We start from the raw sequence: 16,437 nt of genomic DNA, 5'->3' as shown, positions 1-16,437 counted from the left end.
CGTGACGAGGGACGAGCGCGAGTTGGCGTGGCGGCGGCACCAGCGCATCGAGTTCCACCGGCCGTCGCCCGACCTCGCCGCGCACGTGGCCCGGTACTGGGAAGTGCGGTGGCGCTACGACCGGCCGTACCGGCAGCTGATCGTGCCCTACCCGAACGTGCACCTGACGTTCCACGACGGCTTCGCGGTGGTGGCCGGCGTGTCCAGCGGCCACGTGTTCAAGGAGTTGGACGGCACGGGCCGGGTCTTCGGCGTGGCCTTCCGCCCCGGCGCCTTCCGGCCGTTCCTGGGCGCGCCGGTCCAGTCGCTCACCGACCGGACCGCGCCCGCCGAGACCGTCTTCCACCACCTGCCCGCCCACGCCGACCTGGACAGCGTGGAGGCCCTGCTCCGCCGCCACCTGCCCGAACCGGACCCGAAGGCGCGCCAGGCCGCCGAGATCGTCGACCGGATCGTCCGGGACCCCCTGCTGACGCGCGTCGACGTGCTGGCCCGCGAGGCAGGCGGCAGCGTCCGACAGCTGCAACGCCTGTTCGCCGAGCACGTCGGCGTCGGCCCGAAGTGGGTGATCCGCCGCTACCGCCTGCGCGAGGTGACCGAGCGCATGGAGGCGGGCGGCCGGATCGACTGGGCCGCGCTGGCCGCGGACCTCGGCTACGCCGACCAACCGCACTTCGTCCGGGACTTCACCGCCATGTTCGGCGAGACGCCCACGCGGTACGCCGAGCGCTACGGTGACGCCTTCGCCACCGGCCGGCGCTGAACCGTCCGTCGTCACCCATAGGGCTGATCGCTCTAGCGGACCGACCCCGGTCGGTGCTCCGATCGACGGCACTCGCTGTCGACCAAGGTAGGGAGCGCGCCATGAACGACCTCGACGCCCAGCGTCCGTCGCCCCAACCGCAACAGGAGCAGGAGGAGCCCGTGGAACGGCAGAAGCCTGAGGTCCCGAAGCCTCTCACCGGACTGGAGTGGCTGGTGCGCCAAGCCCAACGGCGCCGTGAGGAACGCCCGTCGGACCCGGCGCGTTAGGTCGCCACCGCTAGTCCGACACCTCTCGTTGGAACGCCGCCCAGAGCAGGTTCAACGGGTGGTCGGCCGGGAACTTCGCCCGCTCCTCCTTGCGGGCGAAGACCCCGACCAAGCGCTCCAGCTCGGGCTTCCGGTCGTTCTTCAGCTCGACCACCCGCAGGCCGGACCCCTCGCGCAGCTCGTTGTTCGCGGCGACCACGCCGAGGCCCGACGTGACGATCATGCAGCCCTCGACCAGCCCCGACCGCAGCAACGACATGCCGTACTGGATCTCGTCGATCTCCGCCGCGATGTCCAGTTCGTTCCGGTAATCCGATCCGAACCAGCCGCGCAGGAACTCCGCGATCAACCCCTCGGCGGGCACGACCAGCGGCAGCTTCGGCAACTCCCCGGTGCCGACGCTCGCGCCGAGCCTGCTCTCCGGCAGGTTCGTGAGCAGCGCCAGCCCGCCGCGCCGCCACTCGATCACGTCGAAGTCCTCGACCCCGCTGTTGCGGCCCGCGTGCGTGACCACGCTGCCGCACACGATGTCGACCTCCTTGGACTCCAGGCTCTTCCAGATGTCCTTGGTGCGGATGTGCACGACCTTCAGCTCCACGTCCCGCCGGCGGAAGTCGTCCGCGACGTGGTGCCACGCCTTGGCCAGCGAGTCGAGCATGAACCGCGTGGTGCCGACGGTGACGGTGGTGCCGAGCTTGCGGCGGCACTCGTGAATCGAATCCAGCCACTCGGTCAACGTGGTGCGTGCCAATTCAACCAACGCCTCGCCGGTCTGTGTGATCAGCACGTCTTTTCCCCGGCCCTGCTTGACGACCAGCGGTTCGCCGCACAACGACTTGAAGTTGCGGTTGAGCGTGTCGATCTGCTTCTGCACACTGGACTGCTCACGGCCGAGCACCCGGGCCGCGCGCAGTGCCGACCGCGTCTCGTACACCGCGATCAAGGTTCTGAGCTGGTCCAACGTGGTGTCCATCAGCAGGGGCGAGGTGTGCAGGAGCCTGCTGAGCTGGTTGCCCGCGGGCAGGAGCAGTTGGGCCGAGGTCGACATGCAGGGCCTCTCGGGTCGGAGCGTGATGTTCTACCGATTAGTTGTACTGAACTTGACCACAGTTCGTGCTGAAATTATCCGAAGATCTTGATGGATTTCCCTGGACAGGTATACGCGATCCGTAAGAGACTTCTGCCGCAACCAGGTGCTTGTTCACGTGGGAGCAATCAGGGGGGTATTGGGGGGTTGGGGGCCCGCCGGGCAGCAGCCCGGCGGGCCCCCACGTATTAACCTCACGCACGTGACGGTTTCCACCTTGGACTGGGGCACGACGTACCGGGTCACCGTGCTCGACCTCGGCCTGGCCTGCTGCGGCGTCGAGGTCATGGCGGCGCTCGAAGGCCACCGCCCGGAGCACCTCGCCGCCCTGGGGGTCGATCCGGTGCACGCGGCGGGCGAGGCGCACGTGCTCGTCGTCTCCGGCACGGTCACCGACGCCATGTTGCCCGCGGTGATCGCGACCTACCAGGAGATGCCGGAACCGCGTTACGTGATCTCCGTCGGCGCCTGCAGCAACACCGGCGGGCCGTACTGGGACTCCTACAGCGTCACCAAGGGCATCGACCAGGCGCTGCCGGTGCACGTCGCCGTGCCGGGCTGCCCACCACGTCCCGAGGCCCTGCTCGACGGCCTCGCCGCGCTGCACCGGATGGTGTCGTGAGCGCCGCGTCGCAGGCACTGGCCGCCCGCATCCCCGACGCCCAGGTCAAGACGGCGTTCGGCCAGACGACCGCGCACGTGCCGCTGCACGCCTGGTCCGCGGCCGCCCGCCACGCCCGCGACGAGCTGGGCTGCGCGCAGTTCGACTGGCTCGGCGTCGAGGACGCGGGCCGTCCCGGCGCGGCGGGACAGCGGCACGCCGTGCTGCTGCACGTGCTCGACCCCGACACCAAGGACGGCGTGCTGCTGCGCGCCGAACTCGGCCCGGACGACGTGCTGCCGAGCGTGGCCGGGCTGTGGGCGGGCGCGGCGTGGCACGAGCGCGAGGCCGCGGAGATGTTCGGCATCGCCCTCGCCGACGGCGAACCGGCCCACCTGCTGCTGCCGGACAGCTTCAGCGGCCACCCGCTGCGCAAGGACTTCGTGCTGGCCTCCCGCGTCGTGCGGCCGTGGCCGGGCAGGCTCGAACCGGGCGAGGACGGCACGTCGGCGCCCAGCCGCAGGCGGGCCGCGCCACCCGGCGTCCCGGACCCGTCGTGGGGGCCGCGCTACGAGCGTTCCGAGCGTTCTGAGGAAGGACACCAGTGACTGAGCTGCCACCGCGCACCCGAGGCGTCATCGCGCTGCTGGAGGCCAACTGCACGGTGTGCATGATCTGCGCCCGCGAGTGCCCCGACTGGTGCATCCACATCGACTCGCACACGGAGGTCGAACAGCAGCCGGGCTCGGCACGGCCCCGTGCGCGCAACGTGCTCGACCGGTTCGCCATCGACTACGGCCAGTGCCTGTACTGCGGCATCTGCGTCGAGGCGTGCCCGTTCGACGCCCTGCACTGGGCGCCGGACTTCTCCTACCCCGGCACGGGCGGCCTCGACGGCGACGGCGCGGTCGCCGAACTCGTCCACGAACGGGACGTGCTGGCCACGTGGGTCACGCACGTGCCGCCGCCACCGCCGCTGGACGAGGGCGCCGAACCCGCACTGGAGACCACCGCCACACGCCCGGCACGCCCCGGTACCGGAACCCCGCGCCGACCGGGCGCGTTGAGGGAGGGGACGTAGGAACAGCCGGAGGCGAAGCGTGCACCAGCACATCAACGCGTTGAAGACCGCGTTGCTGCTCGCTGCCATGAGCGGGTTGATCGTGGGGATCAGCTCGCTGTTCGGGCGCACCGCCCTGCTGATCGGCCTGCTGCTGGCGCTGGGCGTGAACGCCTACGCCTACTTCAACTCGGACAAGCTCGCGCTGCGCGCCATGCGCGCCCGGCCGGTGTCCGAGGTGGAGCAGCCCGCGATGTACCGGATCGTCCGCGAGCTGGCCATGGCCGCCCGCCGACCCATGCCGCGCCTCTACGTCAGCCCCACCGTCGCGCCGAACGCCTTCGCGACCGGCCGCAACCCCCGCAACGCCGCCGTCTGCTGCACGACCGGCATCCTCGACCTGCTCGACGAACGCGAGCTGCGCGCCGTGCTCGGGCACGAGCTGTCGCACGTCTACAACCGCGACATCCTCATCTCGTGCGTGGCGGGCGCGCTGGCCGGCGCGGTCAGCACGCTGGCGAACCTGGCCATCTTCGCGGGCGTCTTCGGCGGCGACGGCGACGAGGACCGGCCCAACCCGTTCGCGTTGCTGCTCATCGCCGTGCTCGGCCCGATCGCGGCGGCCATCGTGCAGCTGGCCGTCAGCCGGTCCCGGGAGTACCAGGCCGACGCGTCCGGCGCTGAGCTGACCGGCGACCCGCTGGCGCTCGCCTCGGCGTTGCGGAAGATCGACGTCGGCACGCGTGCCGCGCCGTTGGCGCCGGAGCCCGCCGTGGTCGCGCAGTCGCACCTGATGATCGCGAGCCCGTTCCGGGCGGGGGAGAACCGGGTCCGGCTGTTCTCCACCCACCCGCCGATCGAGGACCGCGTGCGCCGGCTGGAGGAGCTGGCCCGCCGGTCCTAGCGGGCTTCCAGTGCGACGTTCATCACGTACTGGCCGTAGCCGGACTTCGCCAGCCGCTCGCCGAGCGCGTAGCACTGCGCGGGGCTGATGAACCCCATCCGGAGCGCGATCTCCTCCAGGCACGCGATGCGCACGCCCTGCCGGTGCTCCAGCACCTGCACGAACTGGCCCGCCTCCAGCATCGAGTCGTGCGTGCCGGTGTCCAGCCACGCGAAACCCCGGCCGAGGTCGACCAGGTTGGCCCGGCCTTCCCGCAGGTAGGCGAGGTTCACGTCGGTGATCTCCAGCTCGCCGCGCGGCGACGGCTCGAGCGACTTGGCGATGTCCACGACACCGTTGTCGTAGAAGTACAGGCCGGTGATGGCCTTGTTCGACTTCGGCAGCGAGGGCTTCTCCTCGATGCTGATCAGCCTGCCGTCCGCGTCGACCTCCCCGACCCCGTACCGCTCCGGGTCCTTCACCGGGTAGCCGAACAGCACGCAGCCGTCCAGGCCGGTGACGTTCTCCTGGAGGACCTTGGAGAAGCCGTGGCCGTAGAAGATGTTGTCGCCGAGCACCAGCGACACGTCGTCGTCGCCGATGAAGTCCGCGCCGATGACGAACGCCTCCGCCAACCCGTTCGGGTGAGCCTGCTCCGCGTAGGAGATGCTCAATCCGAACTGCGAGCCGTCACCGAGGAGCCTGCGGAACAGCGGCAGGTCCACCGGCGTGGAGATGAGCAGCACCTCGCGCACGCCCGCCAGCATCAGCACCGACAGCGGGTAGTACACCATCGGCTTGTCGTACACCGGCAGCAACTGCTTCGACACCGCTTGGGTGATGGGGTGCAGCCGCGTGCCACTACCGCCCGCGAGGACGATCCCCTTCATCGGTAGTTGGTGAACTGGAGGGCGATGCCGAAGTCTGAGCTCTTGAGCAGGGCGATCACGTCCTGCAGGTGGTCCTTCTTCTTGCCCGTGATGCGCAGCTGGTCGCCCTGGATCTGCGCCTGCACGCCCTTGGGGCCCTCGTCGCGGACCTTCTTCGCGATCTCCTTGGCCTTCTCGCTCGAGATGCCCTGGACCAGGTTGCCGGTCACCTTGAACACCTTGCCCGACAGTGCCGGGTCGCCGATCTCGAACGCCTTCATCGAGATGCCGCGCTTGACCAGCTTCTCCTGGAAGACGTCGATCGCGGCCCGGCACCGCTCCTCGGTCTCGGACTCGAAGGTGATCGCCTCCTCACCCGCCCAGGACACCTTGGTCTCCGTGCCGCGGAAGTCGAAGCGGGTGCTCAGCTCCTTGGCGGCCTGGTTGAGCGCGTTGTCGACTTCCTGGCGGTCGACCTTGCTCACCACGTCGAACGACGGGTCTGCCACGTGCTCGTTACCTCCGCGTAGGTGGGTCTGGAACCGCCCGGAAGCCTACCGGGGAACCCGGTTGCGCATCCCCCCACGGGCTTATGTATTGTCTCCACCGCACCCGGCACCACCGGGCGCGGGGCGGGTTGCCCGAGCGGCCAATGGGAGCGGACTGTAAATCCGTCGCGAAAGCTACAGAGGTTCGAATCCTCTACCCGCCACACCAGCAGAAAGCCCCCGTGACCAGGAACAACAGGTCACGGGGGCTTTCTCGTGTCATACGGCTGTGTCCGGGCGGGACCGGCTCTCTACGGCTGGTTACGTCCAGGGCACGTCCAAGTTTTCAGCCGCCCAGCGCGGCCAGGACCCGCGCACGGGCCGTCAGCTCCCCACCGTCGATGCACTTGGCGTAAACCCGCATGAGCACGGCCACGCTGTGACCAGCCCACTCGGCGACGCGCGGCGCTTCTACGCCCGCGTTGAGCCACATCGACACACAGGCGTGACGGAGGTCATACGGACGCTTGGCCAGGGGTGACCTGGCGACCTCGGCCGTGAAAGCCGCGGTGCGCGCTGCCTCCCACACGCGGCAGTAGGTGGAGCTGCCGATGCGCCCGCCGCGTTCGGCTACGAACAGCTGTCCGCCCGCCCCGGTGCCGAACGCGGTCAAGTGCTCGTGCAGCAGCAACGCCAACTCGGGGGAAAGCGGCACCGTGCGGCCCTGTCCTTGCTCGCGGTGCTTCAACCCCCGTTCCTCGTTCGGGCGGCCACTGTCGGTCCAGGCCGCACTCATCTCCGGTGCCGCGCGGGTGAGGTGGATGCTGCCCCACTCGGACACCGTCCACCGTTGCCGCTTCCGATCCCAGCTTCGGGGCGGTAGTTCCAGATCGGTGTCACGCAGGCTCAACGCCTCCTCCGGGCGCAGAGCGGCGTGGTAGATCGCACCGAAGAACGCGACCAGCTTGCCGCCCGTTCGTCCGATTCCCGCCACCTCACGCAGTACCGTGCGGAACTGGACCGGGTTGGCCACCGATCGCCGGTCCACCTGGTGAACCACGCTCCGACGCCTCTTGCTGGTCACCTCCTTCGCCGGATTGGTATCCAACAACTTCTTCTCCACCGCGTAGTCCAGTGCGCTTCCCAGCGTGATTCTCCGCAACCGGATGGTGTTCGCTGCGGCACGCGAACCGTCCCGCTTCTTCTCGATCCTCGCCAACAGGCCACGGAACACCGCAGGGTCCGCCAGGTCGCCAACCGACACCGTGTTCCGGGAAAGCCACGCGAACACCGCCGCTACTTCCTCCGATTGGCCCTGACCGCGTCGACGGGTGTTGAACGCCACCCGTAGCGCGGCCCTGATGGCTGCTTCCAACGGCGCACCGCGTTCGTGCGAGACCAAAGCCAACGTGATGGGCGTCAGGGTGTCCGCCACCGTCTTGCGCTGCCCTGGCGACGACTCGTCCCACATCCGGTCCACATAACCGCACGCGAAGTCGAACCACGATCGCCGCGCAACCTCCGCCTTGCGCACCATCGTGACTGGAAGGCCCGACTCGACATCGAAAGGAACACCGTCGGTTGTCGCCGACACCAGCTTGGACCTGAACGCGTCAGCGAGCGCTTTGGTCGAGCACGGTTCGGTGAACGGGTTGCCGTCCACCGTCCACCGCACCTTGTACGTCGTTTTGCGCTTACCTACATACGGAGCGCCGATCTGCCAGACTCGCACCCGTGTGGACGTGTTCATCAGGCAGCCTCAGCAAGTGAGTCGTACCAGGATTTGATGTCTGCCCGTTCCAGTCGCAGTTTGCCGTTAGGGAGCTTGCGGACGATCGGGGCGCGTCCCTTTGCCCGCCAGTCGTTGAACGTGGACCGGGCGATGTTCAGTTCGGCGCAAAATTCCTCGACGGTCAGCCAAGTGCGTGCGCTCATGTGGAGCCCTTTCGCGCATTGGAACAGAGGGACAGGCAGGGACAGGCGGAGGGGCACCCTGTCCCTGCTGTTACTGCAGGTCAGACGACGTGGAGGGACAGAGGGACAGGTGGGACAGCACTTGGCGTGTCCACCTGTCCCACCTGGTCGAGAGGGACAGGCAGGGACAGGCGGAGGGGCACCCTGTCCCTGCTGTTACCGCAGGTCAGGCGGTGTAGAGGGACAGAGGGACAGGTGGGACAGCACCTGACCTGTCCACCTGTCCCACCCGAAGTCACAGCAGCGGCGCGAAGTACCGGCCGGTGCCATCGCGGGTGAGTTGGCCGGCTTCGTGCATCCGCTGGCAGGTCTTGCGCGTGTTTCCGGCGTCCAACCCGGTTCCGGTGGCGATTTGGGCGGGCGTGCTGCCGCTGTTTTCGCGCAGGTAGAACAGGATGGTTCGCCGGGTGTCGCTTGCCGTGTGGTCGACGGCGGGACCTTCTAGCATGGTCCACGCGCCATTGTCCGGGTTGAAACTCAGCGCGTGATCGGCCTCTTCCACGTCGCGGCCGGTGATGTGCAGAACGCCGTCGGCGTTGTTGCGTCCGCGTTCGAGCACCAACACGGCATCGGCCGCACCGGCGATGCCGTTGGTGCCGGACACGGTGGCCAGGAAGTCTTCGTGCGTGGCCTTGCGGACGTGGTGGACGAGCACGACCGCCACGCCGAAGTGGTCCGCGATCCGCTTGGCCCGCCCAACTGCCAGGTAATCCGCGTCGTACTGCTGGACACCGGCCGGAGCGGAGCCGCGGACCTTGGCGAACACGTCGATAACCACCAGGCGCGCGGCCGGGTTGCCGCGCAGCCATCCGGCGATGGCCGTGTCTCCCCCTTGCGGGAGTGGCGGGCACTCGGTGACCAGGGTCAGCAGGTGCGGCGCGGGCTGGTCGCCGAGCATCTTGCCCATACGGGTCTTGAGCCGGCGGGCGGTGTCCTCCAACGCGAGGTAGAGCACGGGGGCGGCGGGACCGGTGTCGACCGTGCCGAACGCGGGCTTGCCGGACGCGATGGACAGCCCCAACCCGAGCGACATCCACGACTTGCCGACCTTAGGCGGCCCCGCCAACAGCGTGACCCCTTCGCACAGCACACCGGGAACGGCCCACTTCGGGTCGGGGAAGTCAGCGGCCATGAGCTTGTCTGCGGTCCAGGCGTCGGCGAACGGGTCGCGCTCGCCCGACGGCGTAGTGGTCATGCTGCTTCTCCGATGTCGAACAGCCGCAGCTGCGGACGCGGCTGGGTGTCGGTGAGTAGGCGGGTGCGCCATTGCAGGGCGTAGGGCAGGCAGTTGGCGCAGTTCTTGCCACCACGGGGGTGGACGGTGCCGCACACCGGGCGCTTCTTGCGGCGGGCGTCTTCCGACCAGGCCAGCGAGTCCGCAGAGGTGAGCAAGTGTCCGTAACGGCGTAGACCCAGGGTTTTGACTCCGAAGCCGTGCAGGCGGGTTATGCCGCGAGCGCGCAAACGTCGGATGATGTCGTGGGCTTCGCGGGTGCCCTGTCGTCGGCACACCGACCCGAGTCCCACGAGCGGTTCACGGGTCAGGTCGATTCCGGCGCGGTCGTAGAGGTCGTGACAGCGTTCGTAGTCGTCGCCGGTCTCGCCCTGCACCACCCTGCGCCAGGGCAGTTCCGGGGCGAGCATCGTCAGCTCCACCGCGTTGTCCACGGTGCGCCGTTGGTGCTCGATCACCGACAGTCCGGTGCCGACGAAGAACATTCGTCCGGCCCGGCCTCCGGAGATGACGATCGGTTCGCACATCCAGTCCTGCGGCGCGCACCACTCCATGTGTCCGATCTCGTCGCGGTAGCGCCGTACCCGGGCCACATACTCCCGTGGTGACACGGTCCACTGTCCGCACTGCTGAAGCTGGGTGAAGCCGCCGGAGTCCAGCGCCCACGGGGCAGCTGCCCGGGGCAGCGTCTTGTAACGGCGTAGCCGGGTGTCGGAGACGAACAGCGGCACCCCTGCTGTGGAGAGCCAACCGGGTTGGTGGCTACCCAGAAGAAACCGGGCTTTCATGCGGCCACCTGCCGGGGCCGGGACGCGCCCTTGCGCAAGCCGCTGGTGATGGTCTGTTCCGCCGTGTGGTGGCTGTAGGCATTGACCGCGATGTGCCCGGCGGCGGCGTGGCTGAGCACGTCGCGCACTTCGTCCTCGGTCAGCGCACCACCGGCTACGAGCTGTCCGAGGGCGACGGCGGCGCTGTAGAGGGCGAAGTTGCGTTGACCGGACGGTGCGCCTTCGACGCGGGCAACCTCGGCCGCGATGGCGGCACGCAAGTACCGGCCACGTCGGTCACCGACCGCGCCACGCAGCGCCACGGGCGCGCTCGGTGTGGCGGGCAGCGGCGCGGGGCGCAGCAGCGTGGCCAACCACCCCGGCAAGGGCACCGGTGGCACGTCGTGCGCCAGCTCGTAGCCGCGGCCGTTCACGACCGACCCGACCGCCACGACGTAGCCGCCGCCCGCCCGGCTGTCGATGAGCGGCCCGGCCCTGCGGATCGTGTTGCGGTACTCCGCATCGGTCGGAGCGGTGAAGTACAGGTGCAGGCCACCAGACACTGTGGACACGGCGCGGGTGTCGGTGGGCAGTTCCTCGCCCCTGTCGTCGGCGAGGAGGGCGAGCACTTCCGAGCCGTGCCGGAAGCCGTCCGGTTCGGGCTTGTCGGGCTTGGCGGTGTCCAGGTCCACCACGACCAGCCCGGCCCGACCGGTGGCCAACCCGATGTTGTAGGGCCCGCTGTCCCAGCAGCGGCGGATTCGATCCGGATCGGTGGTGGCGCGCTGCTCCCAGTCGCGCACGGCGGGTGTCTTGCCGCCGGGCACAAGCGGGAAGACAGGCCAACCCAGGGCGGCGGTCGCCAACGCGGAGGACAGCAGACGGGCACGACGGGACATGTCTGTCTCCTTAGGACGGGGAGCCGGTCGCGCCGGGGACATGGGTCGGTCATGTCCCCGGTGCGACCGGCCCTGACGAGGTCAGCGGCGTTGGCCGGACCGGTGGACGGATTCGCAGGTCGGGCAGCGCTTGTTGCCGGACAGGGAGGGGAACCAGACGCTTGCGGCGCGGTCGTCGGGGATGAGCAGGCCGCACAGGGTCGTGACGTCGCCGTTCCACCAACTGCGCTTGCCGCGATGCATCACCTGCTGTGCCATGAGGTCGCTCCTGTGACTGTGTGTGACGGTGTGTGTGCGTGCGGGGTCGACGCGCGGGCGGTGTGACGGGGTGCCGGCGCGGTGGTGTCGAGCGGTGCGGGGAGGAAGTCGTCAGGGGAGCAGGACCGGCGTTTCCGGGGTTTCGGCTGGTCGTGGTCCTGCCGTGTGGGTCTTCCCTGGTGGTGGTCTTGGCTGGTGGAAGCGGGGAAGGTGGCCGGGGAGCAGTCAGGGGAATTCCCCTGGGTCTCGCTGCTCCCCCGGCTGCTTCCCTGGCGCTTCCGCGTGGGGTTCTAGCTCTCGTCGTCGGTGTCCGCGCCGTTCTCGATGTCACGCATCGTGACTGCTTCGGTGACGTCGTTGGTGTCCACGGCGCTCTGTCCGCTGTCGCGCTTGACGATGGGCACGCCGACCTCGGCCAGGGCGGCGGCGAGGGTCTTGCTGGTCCACTTGCCGTAGTGGTCGGGACGCAGGGCGGCCAGGGCGCTGAGCACTTCCGCGGTGCGCAGGTGCTTGCGGCCGGTCAGGACGCGGGCCAGGTCGGTGAGGAAGTCGACTTCCTCCGGCTGGTCGTCGTCGCCGGTGGTCGCGGGGACGTGACCGTCTCGCAGGTCCATGGCGCGGTCGGTGACCTCAGCGAGTTCCTCGGCGGTGAGGTAGAAGCCGCGCAGCAGGCCGGGCTTGGCCATGATGCCGCGCACCATGGCGGTGCCCACGTCGCCGGGGGACTCGTCGGTGGCCGGCTCCAACGACACGGCGGAGATGCCGGCCTTGTAGCTGCCGGTGCCGAGGATGGCGTCGTTGGACTGCTGGTCGCCGATGGCGAAGCACGCCTTGCACGAGGTGACCGCCATGACCTTGCGCGGCAGCGACGCGGTGGAGGCTTCGGGGGTGGCGAACATCAGGGTGACGGCGTACTTGCGGGCGGCGCTGATCAGCTTGGTGACCACGTCCATGGCCTCCTCTCCGTGCTCGTCGTCCATGAACAGCGCCTGGCACTCGTCGATGACCACCACTCGGGGGCGCAGCCGGTGGTCCTTCTCGGCGACCTTGCGGTTGACCTTGCGTTCCTTGTGCTCCCGCAGCGCCTTGCCGCGCACGTCGAGATCGGCGTAGAGGGCGCGCAGGGTGTCCAGGCAGGCCCGGACGGTGCCGGGGTCCGCGCCGGTGCGCAGGGTGCGCAGCCGCGGCTTGAGCGGTTCGTAGTCGAAGTTCTCCGCCAGGACGAACACGTCCACGTCCACCAGCGGGTCCAGCACCGCGCCCGCCACCAACGTGATGAACATGCTCGACTTGCCCGACCCCATCACCCCGGCGGCGGCGTAGTTCTTCTCGAACAACTGCGCCCGCACCACCTCGCCCCGGATGTTCACCCCGACCGGCAGGGCGGCGAAGTAGTCCGTCGCCCCCTCCTCGGCCAGCAGCGGCCACGGGTCCACCGGTCCGGAGAGCGCGCCGGGGTCGGCCACCCACAGGTCCAGCACCCCGGCCCGGTCCTTCGGCTCCGAGGGCCACACCTCCACCGGCAGGCGGGAGAGGTTGTGGGCGAAGGTGGTCTTGCGCTTGACGATTTCCTCCACCGGCACGCCGCGCGGTAGCACGAGTTGCATCCGCACGCCGTTGCCGTCGCGGTGCGGCAGTTGCAGCCAGGTCGGCGTGATGCTGCTTCCCCAGCCCTGCTTGAACGCCTGCTTGAGCAGCGGCAGCCCACCGAGGTAGCGCAGCGCGGAGAGCACCGCGGACTCGTCCACCACGATGTCCCGCCCGTCGGCGGGCGTCGCCTGGCCCGTGTCGGCGGCCCACACCGGCAGCGCACCACGGTCCCGTCCAACCGGGATGGTGCGCGCGGCCCAGGTTCCCGCGCCCGCGATAGCCCAGGCCCACCAGTAACCACCGGCCGGGGACAGCTCCACCACCGTGGCCCAGAAATCGACCATGCCGTTCCACCGGTCGGTCAGCGACGCCGCGCCGATCACGGTCTGCACCGCGGAGAACCCGAGGAACACCACGTGCCCCGACGCCAGCAGCAGCACCGCGCCGCCCGACCACCGCAGGATCTCGATGCGCCGTTCCCGGCCGCGCTGGGCTGCACCCGACCGGCGCCGCTCCAACACCTCCTCAAGCTCCCGCAGGACGTGGAAGTCCTCGGCGGACTTGGCGTTGACGCGCAGGGTGGTGATGGCCTGTTCGAGGTCCAGGTGCTTGCGGCGGGCGCGGCGCTCCTGGCGGCGGATGCGGGCACCGGCGACGGCGTACCCGGCGTTGCGCCGCACCGCACGGACAACCGAGCGGGTGCGCTCGTGACGCACCACGGCCACCACCGCACCGGCGGCGGTGCGTGCCGCGTTCTGGGCCGCCATGCGGCGGTCCAGCTCGGCGGACTCCTCGTCGGTCAGCAGCTCCCCGACCACTGCCCCGTCCGGCTCCACCTCGTCGGTGTCCGGGGTGGCGGTGGCGTGGCGCACGGGCAGGTGCACCACGTTGGTGCGCTCCCGGTCCTCGTCGTCGCGCTCGTGCTCGTGCTGGGGGGTGGTCATGCCGTCACCTCCTGGCGGGTGCCGCCGTCGTCGGGGCCGTCGTTACGGGTGGGGAACAGGGCGCGGTGCACGGCGGCGGCGTCCTCGGAGCGGCAGCGCAGGAACTTGCGGACCTCGGTCTGCGAGGGCCGTTCCGGCAACCTGCCGCCGTCGATGGCGGCGCGGGTGCGGCCGATGTAGCGCGTGATCTTCGCGGCGTCGGGCGCGGCGGGCGTTTCCGCATTTCCCGACCGGTGCGCGCCGTCGCGCGTGGCGGTGGTGTCGGGCCGGTCGGCGGGGGTCGACGCGGCGGTGTCGGTGCTTGGTGCGGGCAGCGCCGGGAGTGCGGTCAGGTACTCGCCGATCTCGGCGGCCAGGGCGTCGCCGACGCTGTCGACGCCGTCGCCGGTGGTGGTGACGGGCAGGCCGGCCACGGTCGTGGGGACCAGTCGCGTACGGCCGAAGCGGCGGCGCAGCTCGACCAGGCCGGGCCGGTGTACGAGGGTGGCGGTGCCGTCGGCGGCCAGCTCGGCGGCGGCCTGGCGCAGCGCGGCGCGGCGCACCTCGTGCACCCGCTTCGCGGCCAGGCGCTGCAACCGGGCCGTGGCGCGCTGCTCACGGGTCGGCCGCGGCTTCACTGGCGGCGCGGTGGCGGCGGTGTCCACGAGTTGGTGCACCACCACTCCGCCGACCGCGACGATGGCCATGACGACGCCGTCGGTGACGCTGCCGCCGTCGGCGGTGGCACCGTGCAGGAACGCCAGGGTGGCGGACACGGCGGCGGAGAACCACAATCCGATCAGCAGTCGACGCACGGGCCGTCCGGCGCGGCGGGCGGCTCCGAGGGCGAACGCGAACGCCCACATCGCGGCTTCGCTGTAGAGCGGCATGGTCCAGCCCGGTGCGCCGTACAGGTCGTGGCCGAACCCGGCGATAGCGGACCAGGCCAGCAGCGCCGGAACGAGAATGACCGGCACGAACAACAGGTCGATGGTGTGCGCGGAAATCCACGCGGCGGCGGTCTTGGCAAGCTTGGCGCGGCGGTCGCGGGCGGCGTCCTTGGCGTCTTGGGCGAGCTTGGCGGCGGTGATCCGGTCGGCGCGCTCCCGCTCGGCGCGGGCGGCCTCGTCGGCGCGGCGCTGCTCGAACAGCATCGCCTTGTCGGCACGGCGGTTCTCGGCCCATGTGCTCATCGGGACACCTCCAGTCGGCGGGCGGAACGGGGGAACAGTCCGGCGCGGTGACCGGTACGGGCTGCCGCGCGTCGGCGGCACAGAACGGTCACCAGCAGGGCGGGCAGGCCGTAGGCGATCAGCAGGACCGTGGGGTCTTCGGTCTGGGTGGTCACGGCCCACTGGGCCAGGCCGATCAGCCCGGCGACCATGAGCAGCTTCCACAGCACGACCACCGCCACCACGGCGAGCGCGATGAGCAACAGCAGTAAGGGCGTCGGGAGGCTCATACGGCCACCTCGCACACCAGCGGCATGGCGACGGTGACGGCGCTCTGCCCCAGGACCATGCACCGCAGGTCGAGGTCGTGCGGAATCACCGGGGCCTGGTCGAGCAGGGCCGCTCCGACGGCGGCGAGGAACACCCGGTTGCAGGCGTCGGACCCCTTCTTGAACGTCGGCGCTTGGTAGAGCAGGTAGGCGGCCGACCACCACGCGGACCACCGCTTCGACCGGTCCGCGCGGTACGCGGCGGCGAGCACGTGCATGGCTTCGCGGAACATCACCCGACGCGGTTCGGGACTGGCGGTGACCGCGTAGAGCAGGTCCCCGGTGGTCTCCACCTCGGTGACCCCGCGCCGCTGGGCGAGTCGTACGGCCAACCGCCCGGCAAGCTCCCGTGCGGCCTCACGGCGGAGCAGCATGTTGCCCTGGATTCGCCGACCGGTGACCGGCAGCCAGACGTTGTTGATCAGCACGTCGTGGGAGTGCGGGATCTCCATCTCGAACCGGTGCCGTGCGGCGTGGCCGTAGGCGGCCAGGACCCGGCTGGCCGGGGTGTGGGTGCCACCGGTCCACCGGCCGGTGGCGGTGTCCCAGCGGGCTCCGGTCCGCAGCCTGCCCACCTCGCCCAACCGGTCGCAGTTCGATCCGCCCTCGTCGATCGTCACCGCGTACCGCGAGGCGGTCGGACGACCCGCAGCGTCGTAACGGGCGTCATCGGCGGTGGCGGCCACCGCGCGCCGCCAGCTGACCACCGTGTCGTAGGCCAGCGTGAGCATCTTGATGGCGTGGCGGGTGCTGGGCAGCGCCAGCGCGGAGGCGACGGCGGGCAGCACCGCCCGCGCCGCGCTGGCCTGCTCGGCGGCGAAGGCGCGCACCTGGGCGTCGTCGGCGGTGCCGCGCAACGCCAGATGCGGCGTGGGGAAGCAGTCCGCGGTGATCTCGGGAAGCGTCCGGTTCATCGGGCACCACCGGCGGGGCGCAGCACGCGACCGGACGCGGTCAGGTCACCGGTGGGCACGTCCACGAGGTCGCGCCGGTGGGTGTTGTTCGACATGCTTGGGGTTCCTGTCTCGTGGTGAAGCACGGGATGTGGGACCGGACCGGCGGCGGGTTCTTGGCGGGATCAGGCCGCCGGTCCGGGCGAAGTCAGCGGGTGAGACCGCAGTTGCAGCTCGGGCACATGCAGGACCTCTGCGGCTTGGCGAGCTTGTGGCCGCATCGCGTGCACCAGTCCATCGGGATTCGCGTAGTTGAGGATGAGTTCGTGTTCATGCGGTTCTCCTTGATTGGCAACGACAGTTGATGTTGTGCGTTTG

18 protein-coding genes and 1 tRNA gene are annotated in these 16,437 nt (G+C 70.0%); 6 read left to right on the top strand and 13 right to left on the bottom strand.

The features are described from left to right. Position 1: 1 nt before the first annotated feature. Positions 2-763 (top strand): helix-turn-helix domain-containing protein, encoded by a 762-nt coding sequence (locus ADK67_RS05535; RefSeq protein WP_231648024.1) that lies wholly within the window; start codon positions 2-4, stop codon positions 761-763. Positions 764-1,042: 279 nt separating this feature from the next. On the opposite strand, the gene ADK67_RS05530 is transcribed toward ADK67_RS05535, so the two are convergent. Continuing rightward, positions 1,043-2,080, bottom strand: coding sequence for a LysR family transcriptional regulator (locus ADK67_RS05530; RefSeq protein ID WP_053715293.1), 1,038 nt, complete (start codon positions 2,078-2,080; stop codon positions 1,043-1,045). Positions 2,081-2,321: 241 nt separating this feature from the next. Between ADK67_RS05530 and ADK67_RS05525 the strand changes: the two genes are divergently transcribed. From ADK67_RS05525 to htpX, 4 genes are read left to right on the top strand one after another with little or no spacing between them, the layout of a single operon-like run. Beyond that, entirely contained in the window at positions 2,322-2,741 is a 420-nt protein-coding gene (locus tag ADK67_RS05525; protein WP_053715292.1) for an NADH-quinone oxidoreductase subunit B, read from the top strand. Beyond that, complete coding sequence (locus ADK67_RS05520) at positions 2,738-3,328, top strand: NADH-quinone oxidoreductase subunit C (RefSeq protein WP_053715291.1); 591 nt, start codon at positions 2,738-2,740, stop codon at positions 3,326-3,328. Before ADK67_RS05525 ends, ADK67_RS05520 begins: the two co-directional genes overlap by 4 nt. Then, the gene (locus tag ADK67_RS05515; protein WP_053715290.1) at positions 3,325-3,801 is read left to right on the top strand and encodes a 4Fe-4S binding protein; all 477 of its coding nucleotides are present in this window, start codon (positions 3,325-3,327) and stop codon (positions 3,799-3,801) included. The genes ADK67_RS05520 and ADK67_RS05515 overlap by 4 nt, the downstream gene beginning before the upstream one ends. Before the next feature lie 19 nt (positions 3,802-3,820). Then, positions 3,821-4,684, top strand: coding sequence for a zinc metalloprotease HtpX (gene htpX / locus ADK67_RS05510; protein WP_053715289.1), 864 nt, complete (start codon positions 3,821-3,823; stop codon positions 4,682-4,684). Here htpX and rfbA read toward each other — a convergent pair. Further along, positions 4,681-5,553, bottom strand: a complete 873-nt coding sequence (gene rfbA, locus ADK67_RS05505) for a glucose-1-phosphate thymidylyltransferase RfbA (protein ID WP_053715288.1) — start codon at positions 5,551-5,553, stop codon at positions 4,681-4,683. The two genes, htpX and rfbA, sit on opposite strands and share 4 nt — an antisense overlap. Next, positions 5,550-6,041: a YajQ family cyclic di-GMP-binding protein gene (locus ADK67_RS05500; protein WP_053715287.1), complete on the bottom strand. Its 492-nt coding sequence runs from the start codon at positions 6,039-6,041 to the stop codon at positions 5,550-5,552. Before ADK67_RS05500 ends, rfbA begins: the two co-directional genes overlap by 4 nt. A gap of 122 nt (positions 6,042-6,163) precedes the next feature. Here ADK67_RS05500 and ADK67_RS05495 point away from each other — a divergent pair. Then, a tRNA-Tyr gene (locus tag ADK67_RS05495) sits at positions 6,164-6,244 on the top strand. A 122-nt stretch (positions 6,245-6,366) separates the two neighbouring features. Here ADK67_RS05495 and ADK67_RS05490 read toward each other — a convergent pair. From ADK67_RS05490 to ADK67_RS05455, 10 genes are all read right to left on the bottom strand, one after another. Further along, positions 6,367-7,683, bottom strand: a complete 1,317-nt coding sequence (locus ADK67_RS05490; protein ID WP_231648023.1) for a tyrosine-type recombinase/integrase — start codon at positions 7,681-7,683, stop codon at positions 6,367-6,369. Positions 7,684-7,769: 86 nt separating this feature from the next. Further along, positions 7,770-7,955 carry a helix-turn-helix transcriptional regulator gene (locus ADK67_RS48650; RefSeq protein ID WP_082403245.1) on the bottom strand — a complete coding sequence of 62 codons (186 nt, stop codon included), beginning with the start codon at positions 7,953-7,955 and terminating at the stop codon, positions 7,770-7,772. Positions 7,956-8,229: 274 nt separating this feature from the next. Then, positions 8,230-9,189: an AAA family ATPase gene (locus ADK67_RS05485; RefSeq protein ID WP_053715285.1), complete on the bottom strand. Its 960-nt coding sequence runs from the start codon at positions 9,187-9,189 to the stop codon at positions 8,230-8,232. Next, positions 9,186-10,016, bottom strand: a complete 831-nt coding sequence (locus tag ADK67_RS05480) for a deazapurine DNA modification protein DpdA family protein (RefSeq protein WP_053715284.1) — start codon at positions 10,014-10,016, stop codon at positions 9,186-9,188. Before ADK67_RS05480 ends, ADK67_RS05485 begins: the two co-directional genes overlap by 4 nt. Further along, on the bottom strand, positions 10,013-10,894 hold the full coding sequence (locus tag ADK67_RS05475; RefSeq protein ID WP_053715283.1) for a bifunctional DNA primase/polymerase: 882 nt from the start codon (positions 10,892-10,894) through the stop codon (positions 10,013-10,015). Before ADK67_RS05475 ends, ADK67_RS05480 begins: the two co-directional genes overlap by 4 nt. An 81-nt stretch (positions 10,895-10,975) precedes the next feature. Next, complete coding sequence (locus tag ADK67_RS52185) at positions 10,976-11,152, bottom strand: hypothetical protein (protein WP_197289299.1); 177 nt, start codon at positions 11,150-11,152, stop codon at positions 10,976-10,978. A 290-nt stretch (positions 11,153-11,442) separates the two neighbouring features. After that, positions 11,443-13,686 carry a hypothetical protein gene (locus ADK67_RS05470; RefSeq protein WP_053715282.1) on the bottom strand — a complete coding sequence of 748 codons (2,244 nt, stop codon included), beginning with the start codon at positions 13,684-13,686 and terminating at the stop codon, positions 11,443-11,445. Then, positions 13,683-14,858 (bottom strand): hypothetical protein, encoded by a 1,176-nt coding sequence (locus ADK67_RS05465; RefSeq protein ID WP_053715281.1) that lies wholly within the window; start codon positions 14,856-14,858, stop codon positions 13,683-13,685. The genes ADK67_RS05470 and ADK67_RS05465 overlap by 4 nt, the downstream gene beginning before the upstream one ends. Beyond that, the gene (locus ADK67_RS05460) at positions 14,855-15,127 is read right to left on the bottom strand and encodes a hypothetical protein (protein WP_053715280.1); all 273 of its coding nucleotides are present in this window, start codon (positions 15,125-15,127) and stop codon (positions 14,855-14,857) included. The genes ADK67_RS05465 and ADK67_RS05460 overlap by 4 nt, the downstream gene beginning before the upstream one ends. Then, the gene (locus tag ADK67_RS05455) at positions 15,124-16,080 is read right to left on the bottom strand and encodes a hypothetical protein (protein ID WP_053715279.1); all 957 of its coding nucleotides are present in this window, start codon (positions 16,078-16,080) and stop codon (positions 15,124-15,126) included. Before ADK67_RS05455 ends, ADK67_RS05460 begins: the two co-directional genes overlap by 4 nt. Positions 16,081-16,437 lie beyond the last annotated feature (357 nt).

It is taken from the genome of Saccharothrix sp. NRRL B-16348 (assembly GCF_001280085.1).
Classification (GTDB): Bacteria; Actinomycetota; Actinomycetes; order Mycobacteriales; family Pseudonocardiaceae; genus Actinosynnema.
The sequence above is the reverse complement of the archived record's forward strand: the minus strand, read 5'-3'. Positions and strand labels throughout refer to the sequence as shown.

What these genes read in the sequence shown, in the direction of transcription:
- ADK67_RS05460 (WP_053715280.1), bottom strand. Translation starts at nt 15,127, where the DNA reads ATGAGCCTCCCGACGCCCTTACTGCTGTTGCTCATCGCGCTCGCCGTG.
- ADK67_RS05530 (WP_053715293.1), bottom strand. Translation starts at nt 2,080, where the DNA reads ATGTCGACCTCGGCCCAACTGCTCCTGCCCGCGGGCAACCAGCTCAGC.
- ADK67_RS05480 (WP_053715284.1), bottom strand. Translation starts at nt 10,016, where the DNA reads ATGAAAGCCCGGTTTCTTCTGGGTAGCCACCAACCCGGTTGGCTCTCC.
- ADK67_RS05475 (WP_053715283.1), bottom strand. Translation starts at nt 10,894, where the DNA reads ATGTCCCGTCGTGCCCGTCTGCTGTCCTCCGCGTTGGCGACCGCCGCC.
- ADK67_RS52185 (WP_197289299.1), bottom strand. Translation starts at nt 11,152, where the DNA reads ATGGCACAGCAGGTGATGCATCGCGGCAAGCGCAGTTGGTGGAACGGC.
- ADK67_RS05485 (WP_053715285.1), bottom strand. Translation starts at nt 9,189, where the DNA reads ATGACCACTACGCCGTCGGGCGAGCGCGACCCGTTCGCCGACGCCTGG.
- ADK67_RS05455 (WP_053715279.1), bottom strand. Translation starts at nt 16,080, where the DNA reads ATGAACCGGACGCTTCCCGAGATCACCGCGGACTGCTTCCCCACGCCG.
- ADK67_RS05465 (WP_053715281.1), bottom strand. Translation starts at nt 14,858, where the DNA reads ATGAGCACATGGGCCGAGAACCGCCGTGCCGACAAGGCGATGCTGTTC.
- ADK67_RS48650 (WP_082403245.1), bottom strand. Translation starts at nt 7,955, where the DNA reads ATGAGCGCACGCACTTGGCTGACCGTCGAGGAATTTTGCGCCGAACTG.
- ADK67_RS05470 (WP_053715282.1), bottom strand. Translation starts at nt 13,686, where the DNA reads ATGACCACCCCCCAGCACGAGCACGAGCGCGACGACGAGGACCGGGAG.
- rfbA (WP_053715288.1), bottom strand. Translation starts at nt 5,553, where the DNA reads ATGAAGGGGATCGTCCTCGCGGGCGGTAGTGGCACGCGGCTGCACCCC.